Origin of the sequence: Arthrobacter sp. MAHUQ-56, from assembly GCF_019710585.1 — a bacterium.
Taxonomy (GTDB): domain Bacteria; phylum Actinomycetota; class Actinomycetes; order Actinomycetales; family Micrococcaceae; genus Arthrobacter.
The window spans coordinates 288,156-310,884 of sequence record NZ_JAIFZQ010000002.1; the positions used below are offsets into that span (position 1 = coordinate 288,156).

Below are 22,729 nucleotides of genomic sequence, written 5' to 3' on the forward strand. Positions count from 1 at the left end.
TCACGACGTGAAAGACATCTAAGCAATTGCTTAGTTTAAGTCAAGAGGCCCGGTCCGGTGCATCTCCGCTGGCTAGAATCGTCGTCATGACGCCTTCCGCCGCCCGCAGCGCTTCCTCCTCGAAATACGGCACAGGCAGGGAAGCGCTCCTGCGGGCCGTGGTGGACGTTGTGGCGCAGAAGGGTCTGCGGGGACTCACGTTCCGTGCCGTCGCAGAGGCTGCCGGGGTCAACAACAGCTTGGTGGCGCACCATTTCGGGACGCGGGATTCCCTGATCGCCGCAGCACTGCAATGGTCCTCCGAGCAATCAATCGCCGCCTCACGGCTGCGGGATGCGGCGGAGAACGGAGGCACTTTCACCGAGGCGCGGCTGGAACTGCTGCTTGAGGATCCCGGGCTTCAGGCATTCCAGTACGAGATGATCCTCGAGGCACGCCGCCGGCCCGAACTGGCCGGCCCGGTGGCCCAGCTGTACGAGAGCTACGTGGAGGCCCTGTCCGAGGGGCTGCAGGCCTTTGGCGTCAAGGGAGACGTGCGGGTGGTTGCCCGCACACTGTTCGCCGCACTGGACGGACTGGTCCTGCAGTATCTTGCCGGGGTGGGACGGGACGAGATCGCCGCCGCACTGGAGGAAGTGCATCAGGTGGTGCTCCTCCGGCGGGAGGGCAGCGGGAGCACAGCGGCCGGATAGCCCCGGCTGGCAGGCACAACAAAAGCGCGGCCGGCTGCCCGCAAGGGCAACCGGCCGCGCTGTGATATGAAGTTTGTTCCCTACCGGAGCACCACGGTGCGGTTGCCCTGCAGGATGACCCGGCCTTCGCAGTGCCACTTCACGGCGTTGGACAGGGCCTTGCATTCGGTGTCGCGGCCGGCCGCCACCAGGTCCTCGGGGCCGTAGGTGTGGTCCACGTCCACCACCTGCTGGGAGATGATGGGCCCCTCGTCCAGCTCCGCGTTGACGTAGTGCGCGGTGGCGCCCACGGTCTTGACGCCACGGGCATACGCCTGGTGGTAGGGCTTGGCGCCCTTGAAGCTGGGCAGGAAGGAGTGGTGGATGTTGATGGCCCGGCCGTCCAGCTTCCGGGTCAGGTCGTCACTGAGCACCTGCATGTAGCGGGCCAGCACCACCAGCTCCACGTCCAGCCCATCCACCAGTTCCATCAGTTTGGCCTCTGCCTCAGGCTTGGTGGCCGCCGTGACCGGGATGTGGTGGAAGGGGATGCCGTGCCACTCCACCAGGGCCTGGTGGTCCGTGTGGTTGGACACCACCGCCACTACGTCCACCGGCAACTCCCCGATCCGGGCCCGGAAGAGCAGGTCGTTGAGGCAGTGCCCGAACTTGGACACCATGATCAGCACGCGGCGCTTGGAGCCGTGCCGTTCCAGCTGCCACCGCATGCCGAACTTGCCGGCAACGGGGGCGAAGGATGAACGGAGCGTCTCCAGCGTGGACTCGTCCCCCTCGGAGACGAAGTGCACGCGCATGAAGAAGTGGCCCTCGGTGCGCTCACCGAACTGCTTGTTGTCGATGATGTCGCAACCGTGCTCCAGCAGGAAGCCGGAGACGGCATGGACAATGCCCGGCCCTTCCGGACAGTCCAGGGTCAGGACGTGCTCCACGGTGGTCGGCACCTTCGCTGCAGGGGTATCAGTTTCAGTAACAGTCATGGCTTCAGCACTCGATCACGTTCACGGCGAGGCCTCCTCGGGAGGTTTCCTTGTACTTGGTCTTCATGTCGGCTCCGGTGTCGCGCATGGTCTTGATGGCCTTGTCCAGCGAGACCTTGTGGCTGCCGTCCCCGTGCAGGGCCAGCCGGGCCGCGTTGATCGCCTTCACGCTGGCGATCGCGTTCCGCTCGATGCAGGGAATCTGCACCAGCCCGCCCACGGGATCGCAGGTCAGGCCGAGGTTGTGCTCGATCCCCACCTCCGCGGCGTTCTCCACCTGCGCGGGCGTTCCGCCGAGCACCTCGCAGAGCCCGGCAGCGGCCATCGAACAGGCCGAACCAACCTCGCCCTGGCAGCCCACTTCGGCGCCGGAGATGGAGGCGTTCGTTTTGAAGAGGATTCCGACGGCGGCCGCCGCCAGCAGGAAGCGGACCACGCCGTCGTCGTCGGCTCCCGGAACGAACTTCATGTAGTAGTGCAGGACGGCCGGCACGATCCCGGCAGCCCCGTTGGTGGGGGCGGTGACGATCCGGCCGCCGGCCGCGTTCTCCTCGTTCACGGCCAGCGCGAAGAGGTTGACCCATTCCATGGCATGGAGCGCGTCGGTGCCGGCGGAGTCCTGGGAAAGGGTTTTGTAGAGAGCCGGCGCGCGCCTGGGCACTTTCAGGCCGCCGGGCAGGATGCCTTCGGCGTTGCAGCCGTTCTGCACGCACTCCTTCATCACCGCCCACAGCCCCAGCAGTTGCTCGCGGAGTTCGGCCTCGCTGCGCCAGGTCAACTCGTTGGCGAGCATGACGTCGGAGATGGACATGCCTTCACGGCTGCAGATCTGCAGGAGTTCGTCCGCCGTGGAGAAGGCGTAGGGCAGCTCGGTGTCGTCGGCCACGACCTTGTCCGCGCCCCGGGCCTCGCCGTCCACCACGAAGCCGCCGCCGATCGAGTAGAAGCTCCGCTCGCTCAGGACGGCCCCGGTGTGGTCGAACGCCCGGAAGGTCATGCCGTTGGGGTGCGCGGGAAGGGACTTGCGGCGGTGGAGCACCACGTCCTCTTCCCAGTTGAAGCCCACCCGGTGCGTGCCTGCGATATGCAGCTCGGCGTCCAGGGCGGCGGCGGCCACCTGGTCATCGGCCGTGAACGTGTTGACGGTTTCCGGTTCCAGGCCCTGCAGTCCCAGGACCACGGCCTTGTCGGAGCCGTGGCCGCGTCCGGTCGCGCCGAGGGAGCCGAAAAGTTCCGACTGGACACGCACGGTGGAGGCCAGCTGCCCGTCGCCCTTCAGCCCGTCGGCGAAGAGCTTGGCCGCCCGCATCGGGCCCACCGTGTGTGACGACGAGGGCCCGATGCCAACAGAGAACAGGTCAAGGACGCTGAGCGCCATCAGGGGACCTCTGGCGAGGCGTACTCCCGCATGGCGTCCAGCAGCCACCGGCCCAGGAATTCGGCGAAGGATGCCCGGGGGAAGATCCGGAAGCTCTCTTCGCCGGTCTTCCACAGGACGGCCGGGATGTTCGCGATCTCCGTGGAGAAAGCGGTGCCGGCCTTGAACACCCGGGGGTGCAGGTCCAGCGAGCAGCCCTTTTCCAGGACGGCGCGGGCCCGGGGGCCGGTGAGTTCGAACGTGGTGCGGTTGGCGGAGAGGTCCACCACCTGGCCGGCGTCGCCGCCGAGCGCATCCCGGAGCGCCTGGATGAGGTCGCCGCCCAGGGACTCGTGGGCCTCGGTGGGTGCCACCACCAGGAACTCGGAGGGGCCCAGCCACAGGACGGACGTGTCGCCGTTGCCGACGACGCCCCCGCACTGTGCGGGCAGGCCGCCGGTGACGCCGGCCAGCCGCGCTGCCGCGTCCGAGCCTGCGTCCGCCCGGAGCCCCACCATGGTCAGGAAGGGAACTTCGGCGATCTCAACGGCGCCGGCCAGGGAGCCTGCAGCGAATGCTTCCGCCAGCTGCCTGGCGGGGCTGACGCGGGCTGCGAGGTTCTTGTCTGCCGGGGTCTTTGCGGCGGCGGGGGAAGCTGCTGTCTCAGCCATCTTTGCGGGTCCCTTCGGGGTCAAAAAGCACTGTCTCTGCCACAACCACGTCCACCAGCTGGTCGCCGGCGGCTGCCACCAGCGTTTCGCCGATGCGGTTGCGTCCGTTCTTGATCAGGGCCAGGCCGAACGACCGGCCGAGCGCTGCACTGTGGTAGCTGGAGGTCACGAAGCCTTCCATCGGCACCGGACCGTAGGCCGGGTTGGTGGAGCGGCCCTTTTCCACGAGCTGGGTGCCTTCGGGCAGCCGGAGCGTGCCGTCCACGGGGAGGACGCTGACCAGATGCTTGCGGTCCTCCCGCTGCGCGTCCACCCGGGAGTAGGAGCGCTTGCCGATGAAGTCCTTGGCCTTGGAGACGATCCACTCCATGCCGGCGTCCTGCGGGGTGACGGTGCCGTCGGTGTCCTGACCTACGATCGGGTAGCCCTTCTCGGCGCGGAGCACGTGCATGGTTTCGGTGCCGTACGGGGTGATGTTGAATTCGGCACCGGCAGCCGCCACGGCTTCCCAGGTGTTGAGCCCGTACCAGGCCGGGACGTTGATTTCGTAGGCGAGTTCACCGGAGAACGAGATCCGGCAGATCCGGGCCCGCACGCCGGAGGCGAGGGTGGTTTCGCGGAAGGTCATGAACGGGAAGGCTTCGGCGTCCAGGCCGCCGTTGGCTGCCAGTTCCGGCGCCACCTTGGCGATGACCTCGCGGGACTTGGGCCCGACGACGGCAATGGTGCTCCACTGCTCGGTCACCGAGGTGCACTTCACGTCCAGTTCCGGCCACTCGGTCTGCAGCCATTCCTCCAGCCAGTCCAGCACCTTGGCGGCACCGCCGGTGGTGGTGGTCATGAAGAAGGTCTCGTCGTCCAGGCGGAGGGTCACGCCGTCGTCGAAGATCATGCCGTCCGGGCTGCACATGACGCCGTAGCGTGCCGAGCCGGGGGCGAGCTTCTTGAACGCGTTGGTGTACATCCGGTTCAGGAACTCGCCCGCGTCCTTGCCGCGGATCTCGATCTTGCCGAGGGTGGTGGCGTCCATGAAGCCCACGGACTCGCGGACGGCGGCGCATTCGCGCAGCACGGCAGCGTCCATGTCCTCCCCGTCCTGGGGGTAGTACCAGGGCCGCTTCCACTGTCCTACGTCCTCGAACAGCGCGCCCTTGGCGACGTGCCAGGGGTGGATCGAGGTGATGCGCGCGGGGTCGAACAGTTCGCCGCGCTGGCGTCCGGCCAGTGCCGCGAAGGCCACCGGGGTGAATGGTGCGCGGTAGGTGGTGGTGCCGATGTCGCCGATGCCCCGGGACGCTTCGCCGGCCGTCCGCAGGGCGGCGGCGATCACGCCGATGGCGTTGACGCCGGAGGTCTTGCCCTGGTCGTTGGCGGTGCTGATGGAGGTGTACCGCTTCACGTGCTCCACGGAGCGCATGCCGGCGCCGGTGGAGCGCAGCACATCCGCTACCGACTGGTCGCGCTGGAAGTCGACGAAGTGGTGGTGCCAGTCGTCCGGGGTCCCGTTCTCGCCCGGCACCAGCCACAGCTGGCGGGTGGGTGCGGAAGCCTTCGGTTCGGCCAGCGCTGAGGGCTCGACGGCGGAAGTGAAGCCGGCTGCGATGGCCGCCCTTGCGCCGGCGGAGATGCCCTCTGCGAGGCAGTCTTCGGTGGCGAAGGAACCCCGGCCGGAGCCGATGGTCTGCTGGCTGGGCACTTCGGTGCTGGGCACGAAGGCGGCCAGGTCCTCGTCCCAGCGCAGCTTGCCCTGCCGCTGGGAGTGCAGGTGGACCAGCGGGCTCCAGCCGCCGGACACTGCCAGCAGGTCGCAGGCGATCTGCTCCACGCCCGAGGTGAGCTCGCCGTCGTCGTTGATGCTGCGGACGGTGACGCCGTCCAGCCGGCCGTCGTTGCCTGCAGAGGTGTTGGCCACCGCGCTGCCGATCAGCACCCGGAGGCCGGATTCGACGGCGGCGGTCGCCACGGCGGTGAGCTGCGGACGGGCGTCCACGACGGCTGCGACCTTGACGCCGGCGGCGGCGAGGTCTGCAGCGACGGCGTAGGCGCTGTCGTTGGTGGTGCTGATGACCACGCGCTTGCCCGCGGCCACGGCGTACCGGTTGAGGTAGGTGCGTACGGCCGAGGCGAGCATGATGCCCGGACGGTCGTTGTTCTCGAACACCAGGGGACGCTCGTGCGCGCCGGGCGCCAACACCACCTGGTTGGCACGGATGTGCCAAATCCGCTGGCGGGAGACGCCGGGAGCTGCGGGGCTGGAGAGGTGGTCGGTGCGGTTCTGGACGGCAATGACGTAGTTGGCGTCGTAGGCGCCGAACGCGGTGGTGCGGTTCAAGACGGTGGATTCCGCGCCGGACACCAGCTCGGCTTCGACATCGGCGACCCACTCGAGGGCGGGCTTGCCCTCGATGGTCTCGGCCAGGCCGGGAGCCGTGGAACCGGAAAGCAGGGAGCCGCCGAGTTCGGGCTGGTCGTCCAGGAGCATGACGCGGGCGCCGGTGCGGACGGCTTCGCGGGCTGCGGCGAGGCCTGCGGGGCCACCGCCGATCACCAGGACGTCGGTGTGGACGTACTTCTTGTCGTACTCGGCGCGGTCGTCGGCGGGGTCGAGCTTGCCCAGGCCGTTGAGCTGGGTGGCCTTCAGGCCGTCCACGAGCGAGACGGTGGTGGACGGGAGCATGGATTCGGCGACATGGCCGGGGAAGCGGGCTTCCACGCGGACCAGGGCGTTGGCTTCTTCCACACCGGCGGACATGATGCCGCGGGCGCGGTCCTCGTAGAGCGAGTTGCCGGCGGCGATGTGGCCGTTGGCGAGCAGGGCCGAGGCCAGCGTGTCACCGGGGTGGCCGGTGAATTCCTCGCCGTCCACCGTGAAGCGCCAGGAAATGGTGCGGTCGATGCGGCCGCCGGTAGCCAGGCGGGCGTTCTGGGAAGTCACTTGGTCGCTCCTTCCGGGGCGGTGGTGGTCAAGGTGCTTGTGGTGGAAGTGCTGGGTCCAGCGGTTCCCGTGGTGGTGCTGTCAGGAGCCGTGCTGGCGGTTCCGGTTGCGGGCGTGGCCCTGGAGGAACTGTCGGGCCGCGGCGTCCCCATCGGGTAGATGGCCTGGATGTCGTAGCTGACGGTGTCGCGGAGCATGTTGAACCACTGGCGGCAGCCGGTGCTGTGGACCCAGCGCTCGGCGAAGATGCCCTTGGGGTTCTCGCGGTAGAAGAGGTAGCGGGACCACTCCGTGTCGCTCAGCTCGTTCGGGTTCTCCGGGTAGGGGACGTGGGCCTGTCCGCCGTAGTGGAATTCGGTTTCGTCCCGCGGGCCGCAGTTGGGGCATGGGATCAGCAGCATGTGCGTTAGTCCTTTTCTGGTGGCGGGCGGCTAGTGGGCCACGGCGGCGGCGCCGTGTTCGTCGATGAGGGCGCCGGTTTCGAAGCGTTCCAGCGAGAACGGCTCGTTCAGCTTGTGCGGGGCGCCGGTGGCGATGGTGTGCGCGAAGGTCATACCGGCGGCGGGCGTGCCCTTGAACCCGCCGGTACCCCAGCCGCAGTTCACGAACATGTTCTCCACCGGAGTGGTGCCCACGATCGGCGAAGCGTCCATGGTGGTGTCCACGATGCCGCCCCAGGTCCGGAGCACGTGGGCCCGGGCAAAGATGGGGAAGAGTTCGACGGCGGCCGCCATCTGCTGCTCGATCACGTGGAAGGAGCCGCGCTGGCCGTAGCCGTTGTAGGAGTCCACGCCGGCACCCATGACCAGTTCGCCCTTGTGCGCCTGCGAGACGTAGACGTGGACGTGGTTGGACATGACCACGGTGGGGTGGACGGGCTCGTGCAGTTCGGACACCAGTGCCTGCAGCGGGTGGGACTGGATGGGCAGCTGGAAGCCTGCCATCTCCGCCAGGACCGAGCTGTGGCCGGCGGCGGCCAGGCCCACCTTTTCGGTGTGGATGGTGCCGCGGTTGGTCTTCACGCCCACCACGCGGTTGCCGTCCTTGAGGAAGCCGGTCACCTCGCAGTTCTGGATGATGTCCACGCCCATTTCGTCGCACTTGCGGGCGAAGGCCCACGCCACGTGGTCGTGCTTGGCGATGCCGGCGCGGGGCTGGTAGGTGGCGCCCATGACCGGGTAGCGGATGTCGTCGCGGATGTTGAGGATGGGGCAGAGTTCCTTGACCTGCTGGGGGTCCAGCCATTCGGCGTCCACGCCGTTGAGCTTGTTGGCGCCCACGCGGCGGATGCTTTCGCGGACGTCGCCCAGGGTGTGGGCCAGGTTCATCACGCCGCGCTGGCTGAACAGGAAGTCGTATTCGAGTTCCTCGGGCAGGATCTCCCACAGCTTCAGGGCGTGCTCGTAGATGGCTGCGCTCTCGTCCCAGAGGTAGTTGGAGCGGATGATGGTGGTGTTGCGGGCCATGTTGCCCCCGGCGAGCCAGCCCTTTTCCAGGATGGCGATGTTGGTCATCCCGTGGTTCTTGGCCAGGAAGTAGGCCGTGGCCAGGCCGTGCCCGCCGCCGCCGACGATCACGGCGTCGTAGGAGGACTTGGGTTCCGGGTTGCGCCAGAGGAAATCCGGGTGCTCGGGGAGGAGGTCTGCGCTCACTGGGCTGCTCCAATCAGGTCTGCCTCGGCTTCGGCCAGGCTGGCATCGGCGGTGAGGTGCGGGTAGAGGGGGAACTTTTCGGCCAGGGCCGTCACGCGTGCGCGGAGTTCGACGGCGGTGTCCCCGGGCAGTGTGCCGGTGGACGCCGAGGCAATGAGCGCCGTCGCGATGATGTCCGCGACCTCGGTGAACTCGGCGGCACCGAAGCCGCGGGCGGCCAGGGCGGGGGTGCCGATCCGCAGGCCCGAGGAAACCATCGGCGGGCGGGGATCGAACGGGACGGCGTTGCGGTTGACCGTGATGCCGATCTTGTGCAGGGCGTCCTCGCCCTGCTGGCCGTCGAGTTCGGAGTTGCGCAGGTCAACCAGGACCAGGTGGACATCGGTGCCGCCGTTGACCACGGAGATGCCGGCGGCCTGGACGTCGTCCTGCAGGAGCCGCTCAGCCAGCAGCTGCGCACCCTGCAGGACACGCTCCTGGCGTTCCTTGAATTCGGGGGCGGCGGCGAGCTTGAACGCCACGGCCTTGGCGGCGACCACGTGCTCCAGCGGCCCGCCCTGCTGGCCGGGGAACACGGCGCTGTTGATCTTCTTGGCGTATTCCTCCTTCGCCAGGATCACGCCGCCACGGGGGCCGCCGAGGGTTTTGTGGGTGGTGGTGGTGACCACGTCGGCGTAGGGGACGGGGTTGGGGTGCAGGCCGGCTGCAACGAGGCCGGCGAAGTGGGCCATGTCCACCATCAGGTAGGCGCCCACGAGGTCGGCGATGCGGCGGAACTCGGCGAAGTCCAGCTGGCGGGAGTAGGCCGACCAGCCGGCCACGATCAGCTTGGGCTTGTGCTCCAGGGCCAGGGCTTCCACCTCTGCCATGTCGATGCGGAGGTCCTCCTCGCGGACGTGGTACGGGACCACGTTGTAGAGCTTGCCGGAGAAGTTGATCTTCATGCCGTGGGTGAGGTGGCCGCCGTGGGCCAGGGACAGGCCCAGGATGGTGTCGCCCGGGTTCAGCAGGGCGAACATGGCGGCGGCGTTGGCCTGCGCGCCGGAGTGCGGCTGGACGTTGGCGAATTCGGCGCCGAAGAGGGCCTTCACGCGGTCGATGGCCAGCTGTTCGATGACGTCCACATGCTCGCAGCCGCCGTAGTAGCGCTTGCCCGGGTAGCCCTCGGCGTACTTGTTGGTCAGGACCGAGCCCTGGGCCTCCATCACTGCCGACGGAGCGAAGTTCTCCGAGGCAATCATTTCCAGCGTGGACTGCTGGCGGTGCAGTTCCTGTGCAACGGCGGCGGCGACGTCGGCGTCCACCGTGGCGAGCGAGGCGTTCAGTACGTCCTGCATTGTTCTCCTTCAAAGCCCTTCGGAGTTACTGATCCATAACTGATCTGTAACTGATATATTAGAACTGACGTAATAGTATGTTGCAGATCACGTCGCAGTCAATAGCTACCTTGGGAGCCCTCGAAATGAGCGTCACACTCGAGAACCACCTCGTCGGGGACGGGGACCTTTCGCTCGCCGAGCAGGCCTACCGGCACCTTCGGGACCGCCTCATCATGCTCGACATCCGGCCGGGTGAGGCGATCAACGACGGCAAGATCGCCACGGACCTCGGCATCGGCCGCACGCCGGTGCGCGAAGCGCTCAAGCGCCTGGAAAGCGACCACCTCGTGGTCTCGTACCCAAGGCGCGGAACCTTTGCCACCGTCGTCGACATCACCGAACTCGCGGACGTCTCGGAACTGCGCGAATCCCTGGAACCCCTTGCCGCGCGGCGTGCGGCCAAGCTGGCGACGCCGGCGCTGCGGGCCGAGATCCGGGCGACGGCCAAGGCGATTGCCGGCATGGACCCGGGCGATGACCCCTACGACCTGATGCGCTACGACATCAAGGTGCACCGCCTGATCTACCGGGCGGCGGCAAATGCCCACCTCGAGGACGTCCTGATCCGCTACGACAACCTGGCCACGCGCATCTGGTGCATGGTGCTGGAGAAGGTGCCTTCCGTGGCAGAGCACATCGCCGAGCACGTGGAACTGCTGGAGGCCGTGGCCGACGGCGATTCCGAGCGGGCGGGCAAGCTGGCCCTGGAGCACGTCAGCAGCTTCGAGCAGGCCATCCGCAACGTCCTCTAGCCCACCGGCGCGCCAGCCCCCCCCGCACCCAGGAGTCAGGAACGCGCGGCCCGGGGGAGGAACGCCATGGGCTCACGCCTGATCCGCATGAGCGCGGACTCGATGGCCCCCTGGACCACCACCTCCGCCCCGAGCGTGCTCGCAACCAGGGACGGGAGGGGCAGTCCGGAGTCCGTGGGGAGCAGACTGCGCGCATGCTCCAGGACGGGCCCGATGGCGCTTGAGATCCCGCCCGCGATGACCACCCGCTCAATGTCGAGCAAACTGGAGAGCACCACGGCGATCCGGGCCAGGCGTGCGCCCAGCCGGTCAATAATGTCCCCTGCCAGCGGATCCCCCTCGCGGGCCGCCTGGAACACGTCCTCCGCCTGGATCCCCTCCTCGGGAAGGCGGCGCAGCGAGGTGGTTCCGCCGTAGGAATGGATGCCTTTGCGTGCCCACTTGCGCGCAAGCGCCCCCAGCCCGTCCGAGCCTCCTTCGTCGGGTACGAGCTTGCTGTCGAACACATCCAGGAACCGCATTTCGCCGGCGCCGCCCTGGCGCCCCCGCAGCAGGCGTCCGTCCACGATCAGGCCGGCGCCAAACCGCTCCCCCGACAAGAGGGTTGCCACGTTGGCGGACGGTTCCTGCGCCTGCTCCGCAATGGCGGCGAGGTTGGCGTCATTCTCGACGATGACAGTGCCGGGAAGGGCAGGGGCGAAACCGGAATTCATCAGCTGCCAGAATTCGCCTCCCTCCGGGGACATGCCCTCGGCGTCCACCGGCGCGGGCACGCCGACCACCGTGAGCAGGACGTCATCGTCCCCGCACCCCGCATCCGCCAGCGCCTGGCCGATCAACTCCCGTGCGCTTGCAACACGCCCGGCACGTCCCAGCGCATGCGAGTCGATGCTTTTGCGGCGCTTGCCAAGCCCGCGGCCGCGCAGGTCCGTAACGAGGGTGGTGAGATAGCCTTCGCCGGCATCCAGCCCCACAACCACGCCTGCAGCTTCGCGCAGTTGGTAGCGGCGCGCCGGCCGGCCTTTGGGCGCAGGCCCGGCGTCGCCGCCGTCGCTTACTTCCTCAAGCCATCCCGCGCCAACAAGGCCGTCGCAAACGCCCAGCACCGTCGCGCGCGTCAGCCCGGTCGCGGCCATGGCCTCCCCCGCCGTGAACACTTGCTCCTGGAGGGCGAAGCGCAGCAGTGCCTCCGAGTTGATCTGCCGTAACAGTTGGGTCGAGCTCGCCGTAGTTCCGTCCACCCCTTGACGATAGCCCCTGCGTCCCCCATCCTCGTATAGGACCTAAATATAAGATCCAAATAAATTCTCTTTCGAAAGCCCTTAGGAGCCGATGTTGCCACCTTTGACGCCTGCAGGGACGCGAGTCTCCCGACGCACTTTCCTCGCCGCTGCCGGGGGTGCGCTGGCCGCTTTCGGCCTGGCCGGGTGCTCCCCGGCAGGCACCAGGCCAACCATTACGTTCCACCAGTCCAAACCTGAAGCGGTTCCGTATTTCCGCGACCTGGCGGCCAAATTCACCGAATCCCAGGACCGGTTCCGCGTCCTGCACGATATGGCAACCAACCTCTCCGCCAGCTTCGTCCGCAGCAGTCCCCCCGATCTTGGCTGCCTCAACTACAACCTGGAGATGGCCCGGTTCATGGAGCGCGGGGCGCTCTCGGACCTTTCCGACCTCCCCGAAGCAGCCTCCATCCGGGACGACGTGCTGGACCTGACAAACTGGTATCCCACCTACGCCGGCCGGACAAGCGTCATCCCCTATTCGGTCATGGCGGCCTCGGTCATCTACAACCGCCGCATCTTTGCAGAGCACGGCCTCACTGTCCCCACCACCTGGGACGAACTCATCGAGGTGTGTGAGCGGTTGAAGGCAGCCGGCGTAACTCCGATCTACGGGACCTTCCGCGATCCATGGACAGTGGCGCAGGGCCTGTTCGACTACACCGTGGGCGGCATGGTCGACGTACGCGGCTTCTACAAGAAGATGCACGAAATTGGCGAGGACGTCGGGCCGGAGTCCGAAGTGTCATTCCAGAAGACCATGCTGGAACCGGTGCAGCGCATGGTCCAGTTGACGAAGTACGTAAACCCCGATGCCTCCAGCCGGGGCTACGGTGATGGCAACACCGCCATGGCGCAGGGACAGGCGGCCATGTACTTCCAAGGGCCGTGGGCCTTCGGGGAAATCGAAAAGGCAGGCACTGACCTGGACCTCGGCACCTTCCCCCTGCCCATGACCGCCGACCCCGCCGACCTGAAGGTCCGCGTGAACATCGACCTCTCGCTCTGGGTCCCCGAGGTCTCGAACGGCCAGGAAGGGGCGCGCGCCTTCCTGCAGTACCTTTTGCAGCCGGAGGTCCAGAACCCCTACAACGCCAAGTTCCTGGGGTTCGGTACGGTCAAGGACGCTCCCCCGGTCACCGACCCGCGGATCGTCGAGATGCAGAAGTACTACGACGAGGGCCGTTTCTACATGGGCGCCTCCCAGTTCATCCCGAACACTATCCCGGCCGCCAACTACATCCAGTCGATCATCGGGGGCGCCGACCCCGAGGGCACGCTGCGCCGGATGGACGCCGACTGGGCGCGCCTGGCCTTCCGGGCGTAACCGCACTTCCGATCTGATGCACGAAACGAGGACCCACCCATGTCATCAATGACGAAACCTTCCACCATAACGGTGGTGCCCCCCGAGGCAGCGCCCAAAGCGGCAACGGCCCGCAAGAGCCGGGTCGACCCGCTGTACTACTTCTTCCTGTTCCCTTCGCTGGCGATTTTCACGCTGGCCGTGACGCTTCCGGCCGTGCTCGGATTCGTCTACAGCTTTACCAACTCCGTGGGCTTCGGCGACTTCGAGTTCATTGGCATCCGCAACTTCATCGCGGTTTTCCGTGACGAAGGAATCCTCGGCGCCTACGGATTCACGCTCGCCTTTTCGCTCGTGACCGTCGTCGTCGTGAATATCCTGGCTTTCCTGCTGGCCCTGGGACTGACCTCCCGGGTCCGCTTCCGCACTGCGCTGCGCACGGTGTTCGTGATCCCGATGGTGATCTCGGGCATCGTCATCGCCTTTGTCTTCCAGTATCTCTTCTCGAACTCGCTGCCCCTGCTGGGCAAGGGCATGGGAATCGAACCGCTCGCCTCAAGCATCCTTGCCAACCCCGACCTCGCCTGGCTGGCGATCGTCTTCGTCACGGCGTGGCAGTCGATTCCGAGTGCCATGCTGATCTACATTGCCGGGCTCCTCACGGTCCCGGCGGAGGTCTACGAGGCGAGCTCCATCGACGGTGCAACGCCCTGGCACAACCTGCGGCACATCACCCTGCCGCTCGTTGCCGGGTACGCCGTGATCAACACGGTGCTCGGTTTCAAGAACTACCTCAACGCCTACGACATCATCGTGGGCCTGACCGACGGCGGCCCCGGCGTTGCCACCCGCAGCGTCGCCATGGCGATCTTCCGCGGCTTCGAAGGCGGCGACTACGCCTACCAGATGGCCAATGCCGTGGTCTTCTTCCTCATCAGCATTGCCATCGCACTCATCCAGCTCCGCTTCACCCGTGGCAAAGGAGGGATCGCATGAGCAACGCGACCCGCACCGTCCCCGCAGAACCAACTACCTCAGGACCAATCACCGCAGGACCGGCCGCCGGAAAGCGCCGGATCCGCACGGGACAGGAACGCACGAACTGGCCGGCAACAGCCATCCTGGCCGCCTGTACGCTCGCCGTGCTCGTCCCGCTGTACGTCACCATCAGCATGGCGTTCAAGACCACCGGCCAGGCGGTCGACGGCAACGCGTTCTCCTTGCCGAGCCCCCTGAGCTTCGACAGTTTCGTCCAGGCCTGGACACTGACCAACTTCCCCCGGGGCTTCGCGATCTCGGTGTTCGTGTCTGTAACCGCAGTCATCGGGGAGATCGTCGTCTCGGCGCTGGCAGCCTACGCGATCGTCCGCAACTGGGACCGCCGGCTCTTCCGCTGGTCGTTCTTCTACCTGCTCGCGGCCATGTTCATTCCGTTCCCGGTGGTGGCGCTCCCGCAAATCCAACTCACGGGGCTCGTGGGGCTTGATAATCCGCTCGGCGTGGCGATCCTGCATATCGTCTTTGCCCTGGCGTTCAACACGATGCTGTTTACCGCGTTCCTGCGCTCCATCCCCCTGGAGCTGGAGGAAAGCATGCGCATGGACGGCGCCGGCACCTGGCAGGTGTTTTGGCGGCTCATCTTCCCGTTGCTCGGACCCATGAGCGCAACGGTCGGCATCTTTGCCTTCATCGCCTCCTGGAACGACTTCATGATGCCCTCGCTCATCATTTCCGACCCGGAAATGCAGACCATCCCGGTGCTGCAAAAGATCTTCCAGACGCAGTTCAGCAACAGCTACAACGTCGCCTTTGCCTCTTACCTCATGGCGATGGCGCCGGCCATCGTCGTCTACCTGTTTACCCAGCGCTGGGTGATGTCCGGCCTCACCCAGGGGGCCGTCAAGTAGTGACCCCGCGCCCAGCCCTCGCCCTGCACCAAGAACCGAAGGAACCAATCTTGCCCACCACCGCCACCATGGCAACCCGCACCGACGCACTCCGGATGGACGATCCCACCTGGTGGCGCCAGGCGTCCGTGTACCAGATCTACCCCCGCAGCTTCGCGGATTCCAACGGCGATGGAATGGGAGATATCAACGGCATCACCGCAAAGGTCCCCTATCTGAGGGAACTGGGCATCGACGCCGTCTGGCTGAGCCCCTTCTACCCCTCCGCCCTGGCCGACGGCGGCTACGACGTGGACGACTACCGCAACGTGGACCCGCGGCTGGGCACGCTGGAGGACTTCGATGCGATGGCCAAGGCCCTGCATGATGCGGGCATCAAGCTGATCGTGGACATCGTGCCCAACCACTCCTCGGACCGCCACGAATGGTTCCGCGAAGCCCTCGCCGCGCCCAGGGGCTCCGCCGCCCGTGACCGCTACGTCTTCCGTGACGGGCTGGGCGAAAACGGTGAACTGCCGCCGTCGGACTGGGTCTCGGTGTTCGGCGGCCCGGCGTGGGAGCGCATTACCGAACCGGACGGCACCCCCGGCCAGTGGTACATGCATATTTTCGCCAAGGAACAGCCCGACTTTAACTGGGACAACCGGGAGGTCCGGGAGGACTTCCTGTCGACGCTGCGCTTCTGGTCTGACCGCGGCGTGGACGGCTTCCGCATCGACGTCGCCCACGCACTGACCAAGAACCTCGAAGAAACCCTGCCCACCACGGCAGACCTCGAGGCCCAGGGCGAGGCGCTGTACCTCGAGGGCCGGCACCCCTACTGGGACCGTGACGAAGTCCACGAGATCTATGCCGAGTGGCGCAGGCTGTTCAACGAATACACCCCACCGCGGACCGCCGTCGCCGAAGCCTGGGTGCACGCGGACCGCCGCGCCCGCTACGCGAGCCCGGAGGGACTGGGCCAGGCCTTCAACTTCGACCTGCTGCAGGCTGACTTCGACGCCGCCCAGTTCCGGACGATCATCACCAAGAACCTCGCCGAGGCTGAAGCGTCGGGTGCTTCGTCCACCTGGGTGTTCTCCAACCACGACGTCGTCCGGCATGCCACCCGCTATGGGCTTCCTGCGTCCGAAGATTCGGCCGAGGGCATCATGGCGGGGCAGGCGGGCAAGCAGTGGCTGCTGGCCGGGGGCAGGCAGGAGGACGTCGACGTCGAACTCGGCCTGCGCCGGGCCCGCGCCGCGTCCCTGCTGATGTTCGCCCTGCCCGGCTCCGCGTACCTGTACCAGGGCGAGGAACTGGGCCTGCAGGAAGTAGGCTGCGAAATCCCCGATTCCGAGCGCCAGGACCCGGCCTTCTTCCGGAACAAGGGCGTGGACATCGGCCGCGACGGCTGCCGCGTCCCGCTGCCCTGGACCTCCGGCGGCGCATCCTTCGGCTTCGGGGCCGGCGCCTCCCACCTGCCCCAGCCGGCATGGTTTACGGGCAGCTCGGTGGAGGCCCAGGAAGGACAGGTGGGCTCCACCCTGTCCCTCTACCGGCGGGCAATGGCCCTGCGGTCGCAGCTGCAGACAGCTGAAGCGCTGGAGTGGCTGGATACCGGCCGTGATGACGTCGTGGCCTTCCGCCGTCCCAACGGCTGGACTTCCGTGACGAACTTCGGCACCGAAGCCTTCGAACTTCCCGCCGGTGAGGTGCTGGTCTCCAGTTCACCGCTGGAGGCAGGCAGCCTGCCAGGCGCTGCCACCGCGTGGCTCCGGTGACCGCCAGCCCCGAAGCCGCGGCGGGACCGGGTTTCCGGGTCGGGATCGATGTTGGCGGGACGTGGATCAAGGGCGCACTCGTCGACCTTGCCGGCGGCGCCCCTGCCGGGCCAGTCCGCCGCCTCCAGACACCGCCCGGCGGCAGCGTGGAGGCCGTTGCAGACACCATGGACCGGCTCGTCGCTGAGCTCGAAGCCGAGAGCCCTGGCGCTGCGGACGGTGCTGTGGGCATCGCCATCCCCTCGATTGTCCAGCGGGGAGTGGCGAGGTCAGCGGCAAACATGGACCGCGGCTGGATCGGGCTCGACGTCCAGTCCTACCTGCGGTCCCGGCTTGGGCGGCCCGTCTGCGTCGTGAATGACGCCGACGCCGCCGGCATGGCCGAAGCCCATTACGGCGCCGGCGCAGCCAAGCAGGGCGTTGTCCTGGTCCTGACCCTGGGAACGGGCATCGGGTCTGCACTGATCGTCGACGGCAGGCTGGTACCCAACTTCGAGCTGGGCCACTTGGAAGTGGGCGGCTCCAAGGCGGAATCCCGGGCATCAGCCGTCGTCCGTGAAAACGAAGGGCTCGACTGGGTGGAGTACGCGGACCGGCTGCAGCAGTACCTCTCGCATGTGGAGTTCCTGTTCTCGCCGGACCTCATCATCATCGGCGGGGGAATTTCAGCCTGCAGCATCGAATACCTGCCCCGCCTGTCACTGCGCACCAGGGTCGTTCCGGCGAGCCTGGAAAACTCGGCGGGCGTGGTGGGCGCGGCCCTGCAGGCAACCGCCGGCTGGACATAATTCATTCAAAACCCCTGAAGTGTGACGTGGAATACTTCAGTACAAGTGCCGCCGGACGCGCCGGCGGCGGCCGGAAGGGGCTGTGGCATGCAGGGAACCGTTAACGAGGACGAAGAAGCGCGCCAGCATGTGCTGTCCGCGTTGGCAGGGGAACGCGGCCTCGGCCTCGCAGCGGATCCGGACTTTGACCGGCGCCTGGCGGAACACTTTCCCACCCTCCGCAGCCTCTTCCATTCGCTGTACGGCGACCGGACGGACTGGCTGGAGCAGCTGTCCGCCCTGGTGGTCCAGAGCGCGCGGTCCTGGCAGGAGCGCCCGCAGGAGCTGAAGGCCCTGGACGCCGAGCGGGAAGGCAACCCGGACTGGTTCCAGTCCAACGGCATGCTGGGCGGGGTCTGCTACGTGGACCGCTATGCCGAAAGCCTGGAAGGAGTGCGGGCGCGGATCCCTTACTTCAAGGAACTCGGCCTCACCTACCTGCACCTGATGCCCCTGTTCCTGGCACCCGAGCCGCACTCCGACGGCGGCTACGCGGTATCCAGCTACCGGCAGGTCAACCCCAAGCTGGGGACCATGGACCAGCTGCGGTCGCTGGCCGCGGAACTGCGCAGCAACGGCATCAGCCTGGTGGTGGACTTCATCTTCAACCACACCTCGGACGAGCACGAGTGGGCGCGGAAGGCTGCTGCAGGAGACCCGGAGTACAGCGACTACTACTGGATCTTCCCGGACCGCACCATGCCGGATGCCTTTGAAGGGAACGTCCGGGAGATCTTCCCCGAAAACCACCCGGGGTCCTTCATCCAGATGGCGGACGGCCGCTGGGTCTGGGCCACGTTCCACACCTACCAGTGGGACCTGAACTACTCCAACCCGGACGTCTTCCGGGCCATGGCGGGCGAGATGCTGTTCCTGGCCAACCAGGGCGTGGACATCCTGCGCATGGACGCCGTGGCCTTCATCTGGAAGCAGCTGGGCACTCCCTGCGAGAACCTGCCGCAGGCCCACACGCTGCTGCGGGCCTTCAACGCCGTGTGCAGGCTTGCGGCGCCGTCGCTGCTGTTCAAGTCCGAAGCCATCGTGCATCCGGATGAGGTGGCCCTCTACATCGACCCCGCCGAATGCCAGCTTTCCTACAACCCGCTGCAGATGGCGCTGATCTGGGAGTCCCTGGCCACCCGGGACGTCTCCCTCCTGGCCCAGGCGCTGGAACGCCGGCACAACATCCCGGACGGCACGGCCTGGGTGAACTATGTGCGCAGCCACGACGACATCGGCTGGACCTTCGCGGACGAGGACGCCGCCGAGCTGGGGATCAACGGCTTCGACCACCGGCGGTTCCTGAACTCTTTCTACGTGAACCGCTTCCCCGGCAGCTTCGCCCGTGGGGTGCCCTTCCAGGACAATCCCAAGACAGGTGACTGCAGGATTTCAGGCACGACGGCGTCGCTGTGCGGCATGGAGGTCAACCCGGCGGAGGCGGTGGAACGGATCCTCCTGGCCCATTCGGTGCCGTTCAGCACCGGCGGCGTCCCGCTGCTGTACCTGGGCGACGAGGTGGGCCAGGTCAATGACTACGCCTACGCCTCCGAACCGGGGCACGAGGCTGACAGCAGGTGGGTGCACCGGCCGCACTTCCCCGCCGAACAGTACGCCCGCCGCGACGACCCCGCCACACCGGAAGGCGCGGTGTACGCGGGCCTGAAGCGGATGATCGAGGTCCGGGCCAACACCCCGGAACTGGCCGGGACCACGCTGGTGGACTTCGCCACGAACAACAGCTCGGTGCTCGGGTACCAGCGGCCAGGGGACCCGGCCGGCGTCGACAGCACCATCCTGGCCCTGGCCAACTTCGGCGACTCGCCCCAGACCCTGCCCCCGGAAACCTTCGGCGGGTACTCGCCTGCCGCCGTCGACCTTCTCTCCGAAGCGGCCCTTGACCTGGCCGACGGCGTCACGCTGCTCCCCCGCCAGTACCTCTGGCTGCGCGTCACGCCCAACTAAGCAGCGCCAAGTGTCGTTTTGACGGCTCATAACGACACTTGGCGCCACCCAGTTGGGCCACCGGGGGCGGCGCGTGAAACCATACGGACCATGGCCTCCAAGATTGCGTACCAGGGTGAGCCCGGCGCCAACTCCAATATCGCGTGTCAGCAGATGTTCCCGGACATGGACAGCGTCCCGTGCGCCAGCTTCGAGGACGCGTTCGAGCTGGTAAGCAGCGGCGAGGCGGACCTGGCCATGATCCCGATCGAGAACTCCATTGCCGGGCGGGTGGCGGACATCCACATCCTGCTCCCGCAGTCCAACCTGCAGATCGTGGGTGAATACTTCCTGCCCATCCACTTCGACCTGCTGGGCATTCCTGGCAGCACCATCGAAGGCGCCACCGAAGTCCACAGCCATATCCACGCGCTGGGCCAGTGCCGGAAGCTCATCCGCGACCACGGCCTCAAGCCGGTGATTGCCGGTGACACCGCTGGATCTGCCCGTGAAGTGGCCGAGTGGAACGATCCGCGCAAGCTCTCCCTCGCTCCGCCGCTCGCCGCGCAGATCTACGGCCTGGAGGTCCTTGCGTCCCGGGTTGAGGACGATCCCTCCAACACCACCCGCTTCGTGGTCCTGGCCCGGGAAACGGCGCTGCCGACCCGGGAGGAACTTCCCGGACCGGCAGTCACCAGCTTTGTGTTCCGCGTCCGCAACGTCCCCTCCGCCCTGTACAAGGCGCTCGGTGGTTTCGCCACCAACGGCGTGAACATGACGCGGCTGGAGAGCTACATGGTGGGCAACGAATTTGCCGCCACCATGTTCATGGCGGATGTGGAAGGCCACCCCGAGGACCTGCCGCTGAAGCTGGCCCTCGAGGAACTGGACTTCTTCACCACCGAGGTGCGGATCCTCGGCGTCTACCCGGCGGCGGACTACCGGGCGGCGGCCGCCACGGCCTGACGCGGCTGCGCGGGTGCGGCCTTCAGCAGCGGCCCGAAGAACGCACCGAGCTCCGCGGTTGCCGTCAGCGGCAGGACGTTGGCCACGTACTGGTCCGGGCGGACCACCACCACAACGCCGTTCCGGTCCAGGCCCCGCAGGTCGAAAATATCGGCCTTGGGGTCGGTGGCGTACACCTTTTCGTAGTCGGTGAGCTTGAACGGGCCCACCTGCGGTTTGAAGACGGCGGGCACGGCGCCGATGTCGACGCCGGTATGCGGCTGCTGGTAGATGACTTTCAGGTCGAACCACGCGTCCAGGTCCGCGCTGGCAGGGGTGGCGGCCAGCGGGGACTCAGGCGACTTGGCAAACCACTCGGCGAGCATATCGGTGGCCGAGTTGGTGCCGGGCAGGGCGGGGTCCGCGAAGACGTAGATCCGCCAGCGGCCGTCAGCCGTTGCGTGATGGCCCAGGTGGATGGGGTTGGTGTCGCCCACGCGGACCACAGGCGCGGACTTGAAGCGTTTGCCCACGGGGAACCCGGCGGCCAGGTCCTGGTGCCCGGCGCTGCCGACGATCAGGGACGGGGCGTACTGGGTCATGAATCCGGCAGGGAACTCCGCGGTGCGCACGTAGAAGTCTTCGAGGTCCGAGGGGTGCTCGAAGTCCTCCGGCTTCTTGGCCATCATGGTTGACCACTCCTTGTCGAAGTCGATCAGGTTCTTGGCCACCACCTGCCGCTCTTCGGAGTAGGTCGTCAGCAGGCTTTCCGGGCTGCGGCCCTCCAGGACGTGCCCCAGCTTCCAGGCGATGTTGAACCCGTCCTGCATGGAGACGTTCATGCCCTGGCCGGCCTTGGCGCTGTGCGTGTGGCAGGCGTCGCCGGTGATGAAGACGCGCGGGGTGCGGGTTCCGCGGTCCTGCGGCAGCACATCGTCGAACCTGTCCGTGAGCCGGTGGCCCACCTCGTAGACGCTGTGCCAGGCTACGTTGCGGACGTCCAGGGTGTACGGGTGGAGGATCTCATTGGCCTTGGCGATGATTTCCTCGATGCTGGTGTTCCGGACGGCGTGGTGGGTGGCCGGATCCACCTCGCCCAGGTCCACGTACATGCGGAACAGGTGGCCGCCCTCGCGGGGGATCAGCAGGATGCTGCCTTTTTCACCTTGGATGGCGCACTTGGTGCGGATGTCGGGGAAGTCGGTGACGGCGAGGGTGTCCATCACGCCCCAGGCGTGGTTGGCCTGGTCGCCGGCAAGCGTGCAGCCGATCGCCTGGCGCACCTTGCTGCGGGCGCCGTCTGCGCCGACCACATACTTGGCCCGGACAATGCGCTCCTGCCCCTCCTTCGGGCCCGCGGTGTGCCGGAGCGTCACGGTCACCGGGTACTCGCCCGCGCCGGTAACCTCGAGGCCTTCGAAATCGTAGCCATAGTCGGGCTTCAGGCGGGTTGGCGAGTTGGCCGCAAACTCCGCGAAGTAGTCCAGCACGCGGGCCTGGTTGACGATCAGGTGCGGGAATTCGCTGATGCCTGTCTCATCGTCCACGGCACGGGCAGCCCTGACGATGTTCGCGCGGTTGGCGGGGTCCGGCTTCCAGAAGGCCATCTCGGTGATCCGGTAGGCCTCTGCGATGATCCGCTCCGCGAAGCCGAAGGCCTGGAAGGTCTCGACGCTGCGGGCCTGGATGCCGTCGGCCTGGCCGATGGCCAGGCGGCCGGGGCGGCGCTCGATGATGCGGGTGGTCACGCTGGGAAACATGGACAGCTGCGCGGCGGCAAGCATCCCCGCCGGGCCGCTGCCCACGATGAGCACGTCCACTTCCTCCGGAAGCTCCTCGGGGCGGTCAAGGCCGACGCCGGCGGCCGGAAGGACGCGGGGGTCACCGGATACATATCCGTGGTGGTGGAACTGCACGGGTTTTCCTCACTTCGTTGTGGATGACTAAGCAATGTGTTCTATATCAGAACACTTGATTCGATAATCGAAAACTGGAAACTTGATTTCCACTGTACGCCGGATGTGACGCGTGCGACAAGTGGCTCCTCCCCCATCGGAAAACTCCGGAAAATCAGGGGGTTGACGGATGCCGCGAATCTGGGGATAGTGATCGTATACGATTTCGTACCTGATGAGGAGATGCTTTGGAGCAGGTCAACGGCGACACCCTGGCAGCAGCGCGCAAGGTGATCGCGGTGCACATCAACTACCCCAGCCGGGCTGCCCAGCGCGGCCGCACCCCGGCCCAGCCGTCCTACTTCCTCAAGCCTTCCAGCTCGTTGGCAATCAGCGGAAGCCCCGTTGAGCGGCCGGCCGGCTGCGAACTCCTCGGCTACGAGG

The 22,729-nt window shown here is 66.9% G+C and carries 19 protein-coding genes; 10 read left to right on the forward strand and 9 right to left on the reverse strand.

Going from position 1 to position 22,729, the window contains the following annotated elements:
- Positions 1–86: 86 nt before the first annotated feature.
- The gene (locus K4G53_RS01460; protein ID WP_221383710.1) at positions 87–692 is read left to right on the forward strand and encodes a TetR/AcrR family transcriptional regulator; all 606 of its coding nucleotides are present in this window, start codon (positions 87–89) and stop codon (positions 690–692) included.
- Between the two features lie 80 nt (positions 693–772).
- Here the strand turns inward: K4G53_RS01460 and purU are convergent, their stop codons facing one another.
- Genes purU through glyA form a run of 7 tightly spaced genes read right to left on the reverse strand, consistent with a single transcriptional unit; the run spans position 773 to position 9,621 of the window.
- A complete protein-coding gene (purU, locus tag K4G53_RS01465) occupies positions 773–1,669 on the reverse strand; it encodes a formyltetrahydrofolate deformylase (protein WP_221383711.1) in 897 nt (298 codons plus the stop codon).
- Positions 1,670–1,673: 4 nt separating this feature from the next.
- Positions 1,674–3,047 carry an L-serine ammonia-lyase gene (locus tag K4G53_RS01470; protein WP_221383712.1) on the reverse strand — a complete coding sequence of 458 codons (1,374 nt, stop codon included), beginning with the start codon at positions 3,045–3,047 and terminating at the stop codon, positions 1,674–1,676.
- The gene (locus K4G53_RS01475; RefSeq protein ID WP_221383713.1) at positions 3,047–3,697 is read right to left on the reverse strand and encodes a sarcosine oxidase subunit gamma; all 651 of its coding nucleotides are present in this window, start codon (positions 3,695–3,697) and stop codon (positions 3,047–3,049) included. The genes K4G53_RS01470 and K4G53_RS01475 overlap by 1 nt, the downstream gene beginning before the upstream one ends.
- A complete protein-coding gene (locus K4G53_RS01480; protein WP_221383714.1) occupies positions 3,690–6,632 on the reverse strand; it encodes a sarcosine oxidase subunit alpha family protein in 2,943 nt (980 codons plus the stop codon). Before K4G53_RS01480 ends, K4G53_RS01475 begins: the two co-directional genes overlap by 8 nt.
- Complete coding sequence (locus K4G53_RS01485; RefSeq protein ID WP_221383715.1) at positions 6,629–7,033, reverse strand: sarcosine oxidase subunit delta; 405 nt, start codon at positions 7,031–7,033, stop codon at positions 6,629–6,631. The genes K4G53_RS01480 and K4G53_RS01485 overlap by 4 nt, the downstream gene beginning before the upstream one ends.
- Before the next feature lie 30 nt (positions 7,034–7,063).
- Positions 7,064–8,284, reverse strand: coding sequence for a sarcosine oxidase subunit beta family protein (locus tag K4G53_RS01490; protein ID WP_221383716.1), 1,221 nt, complete (start codon positions 8,282–8,284; stop codon positions 7,064–7,066).
- The gene (gene glyA, locus K4G53_RS01495; RefSeq protein ID WP_221383717.1) at positions 8,281–9,621 is read right to left on the reverse strand and encodes a serine hydroxymethyltransferase; all 1,341 of its coding nucleotides are present in this window, start codon (positions 9,619–9,621) and stop codon (positions 8,281–8,283) included. The genes K4G53_RS01490 and glyA overlap by 4 nt, the downstream gene beginning before the upstream one ends.
- 125 nt (positions 9,622–9,746) lie before the next feature.
- Here glyA and K4G53_RS01500 point away from each other — a divergent pair, with 125 nt between their 5' ends.
- Complete coding sequence (locus K4G53_RS01500; RefSeq protein ID WP_221383718.1) at positions 9,747–10,415, forward strand: GntR family transcriptional regulator; 669 nt, start codon at positions 9,747–9,749, stop codon at positions 10,413–10,415.
- A gap of 35 nt (positions 10,416–10,450) precedes the next feature.
- On the opposite strand, the gene K4G53_RS01505 is transcribed toward K4G53_RS01500, so the two are convergent.
- Positions 10,451–11,656, reverse strand: coding sequence for an ROK family transcriptional regulator (locus K4G53_RS01505; protein WP_221383719.1), 1,206 nt, complete (start codon positions 11,654–11,656; stop codon positions 10,451–10,453).
- 91 nt (positions 11,657–11,747) lie between these two features.
- Here K4G53_RS01505 and K4G53_RS01510 point away from each other — a divergent pair, with 91 nt between their 5' ends.
- From K4G53_RS01510 to K4G53_RS01540, 7 genes are all read left to right on the forward strand, one after another.
- Positions 11,748–13,025, forward strand: coding sequence for an ABC transporter substrate-binding protein (locus K4G53_RS01510; protein WP_221383720.1), 1,278 nt, complete (start codon positions 11,748–11,750; stop codon positions 13,023–13,025).
- Positions 13,026–13,064: 39 nt separating this feature from the next.
- Entirely contained in the window at positions 13,065–14,000 is a 936-nt protein-coding gene (locus K4G53_RS01515; RefSeq protein WP_221383721.1) for a carbohydrate ABC transporter permease, read from the forward strand.
- Positions 13,997–14,911, forward strand: a complete 915-nt coding sequence (locus K4G53_RS01520; RefSeq protein WP_221383722.1) for a carbohydrate ABC transporter permease — start codon at positions 13,997–13,999, stop codon at positions 14,909–14,911. Before K4G53_RS01515 ends, K4G53_RS01520 begins: the two co-directional genes overlap by 4 nt.
- Positions 14,912–14,961: 50 nt before the next feature.
- The gene (locus K4G53_RS01525) at positions 14,962–16,674 is read left to right on the forward strand and encodes an alpha-amylase family glycosyl hydrolase (RefSeq protein WP_221383723.1); all 1,713 of its coding nucleotides are present in this window, start codon (positions 14,962–14,964) and stop codon (positions 16,672–16,674) included.
- Complete coding sequence (gene ppgK / locus K4G53_RS01530; protein ID WP_374226133.1) at positions 16,671–17,462, forward strand: polyphosphate--glucose phosphotransferase; 792 nt, start codon at positions 16,671–16,673, stop codon at positions 17,460–17,462. Before K4G53_RS01525 ends, ppgK begins: the two co-directional genes overlap by 4 nt.
- An 87-nt stretch (positions 17,463–17,549) precedes the next feature.
- Positions 17,550–19,466 carry an amylosucrase gene (locus K4G53_RS01535; RefSeq protein WP_221383725.1) on the forward strand — a complete coding sequence of 639 codons (1,917 nt, stop codon included), beginning with the start codon at positions 17,550–17,552 and terminating at the stop codon, positions 19,464–19,466.
- 90 nt (positions 19,467–19,556) lie between these two features.
- Complete coding sequence (locus tag K4G53_RS01540) at positions 19,557–20,411, forward strand: prephenate dehydratase (RefSeq protein WP_221383726.1); 855 nt, start codon at positions 19,557–19,559, stop codon at positions 20,409–20,411.
- Here K4G53_RS01540 and K4G53_RS01545 read toward each other — a convergent pair.
- Positions 20,384–22,306 (reverse strand): FAD-binding monooxygenase, encoded by a 1,923-nt coding sequence (locus K4G53_RS01545; protein ID WP_221383727.1) that lies wholly within the window; start codon positions 22,304–22,306, stop codon positions 20,384–20,386. The genes K4G53_RS01540 and K4G53_RS01545 overlap by 28 nt on opposite strands.
- 227 nt (positions 22,307–22,533) lie before the next feature.
- On the opposite strand from K4G53_RS01545, the gene K4G53_RS01550 reads away from it, so the two are divergent.
- Positions 22,534–22,729 (forward strand): fumarylacetoacetate hydrolase family protein (locus K4G53_RS01550; RefSeq protein WP_221383728.1); only part of this gene is annotated, 196 nt, incomplete at its 3' end.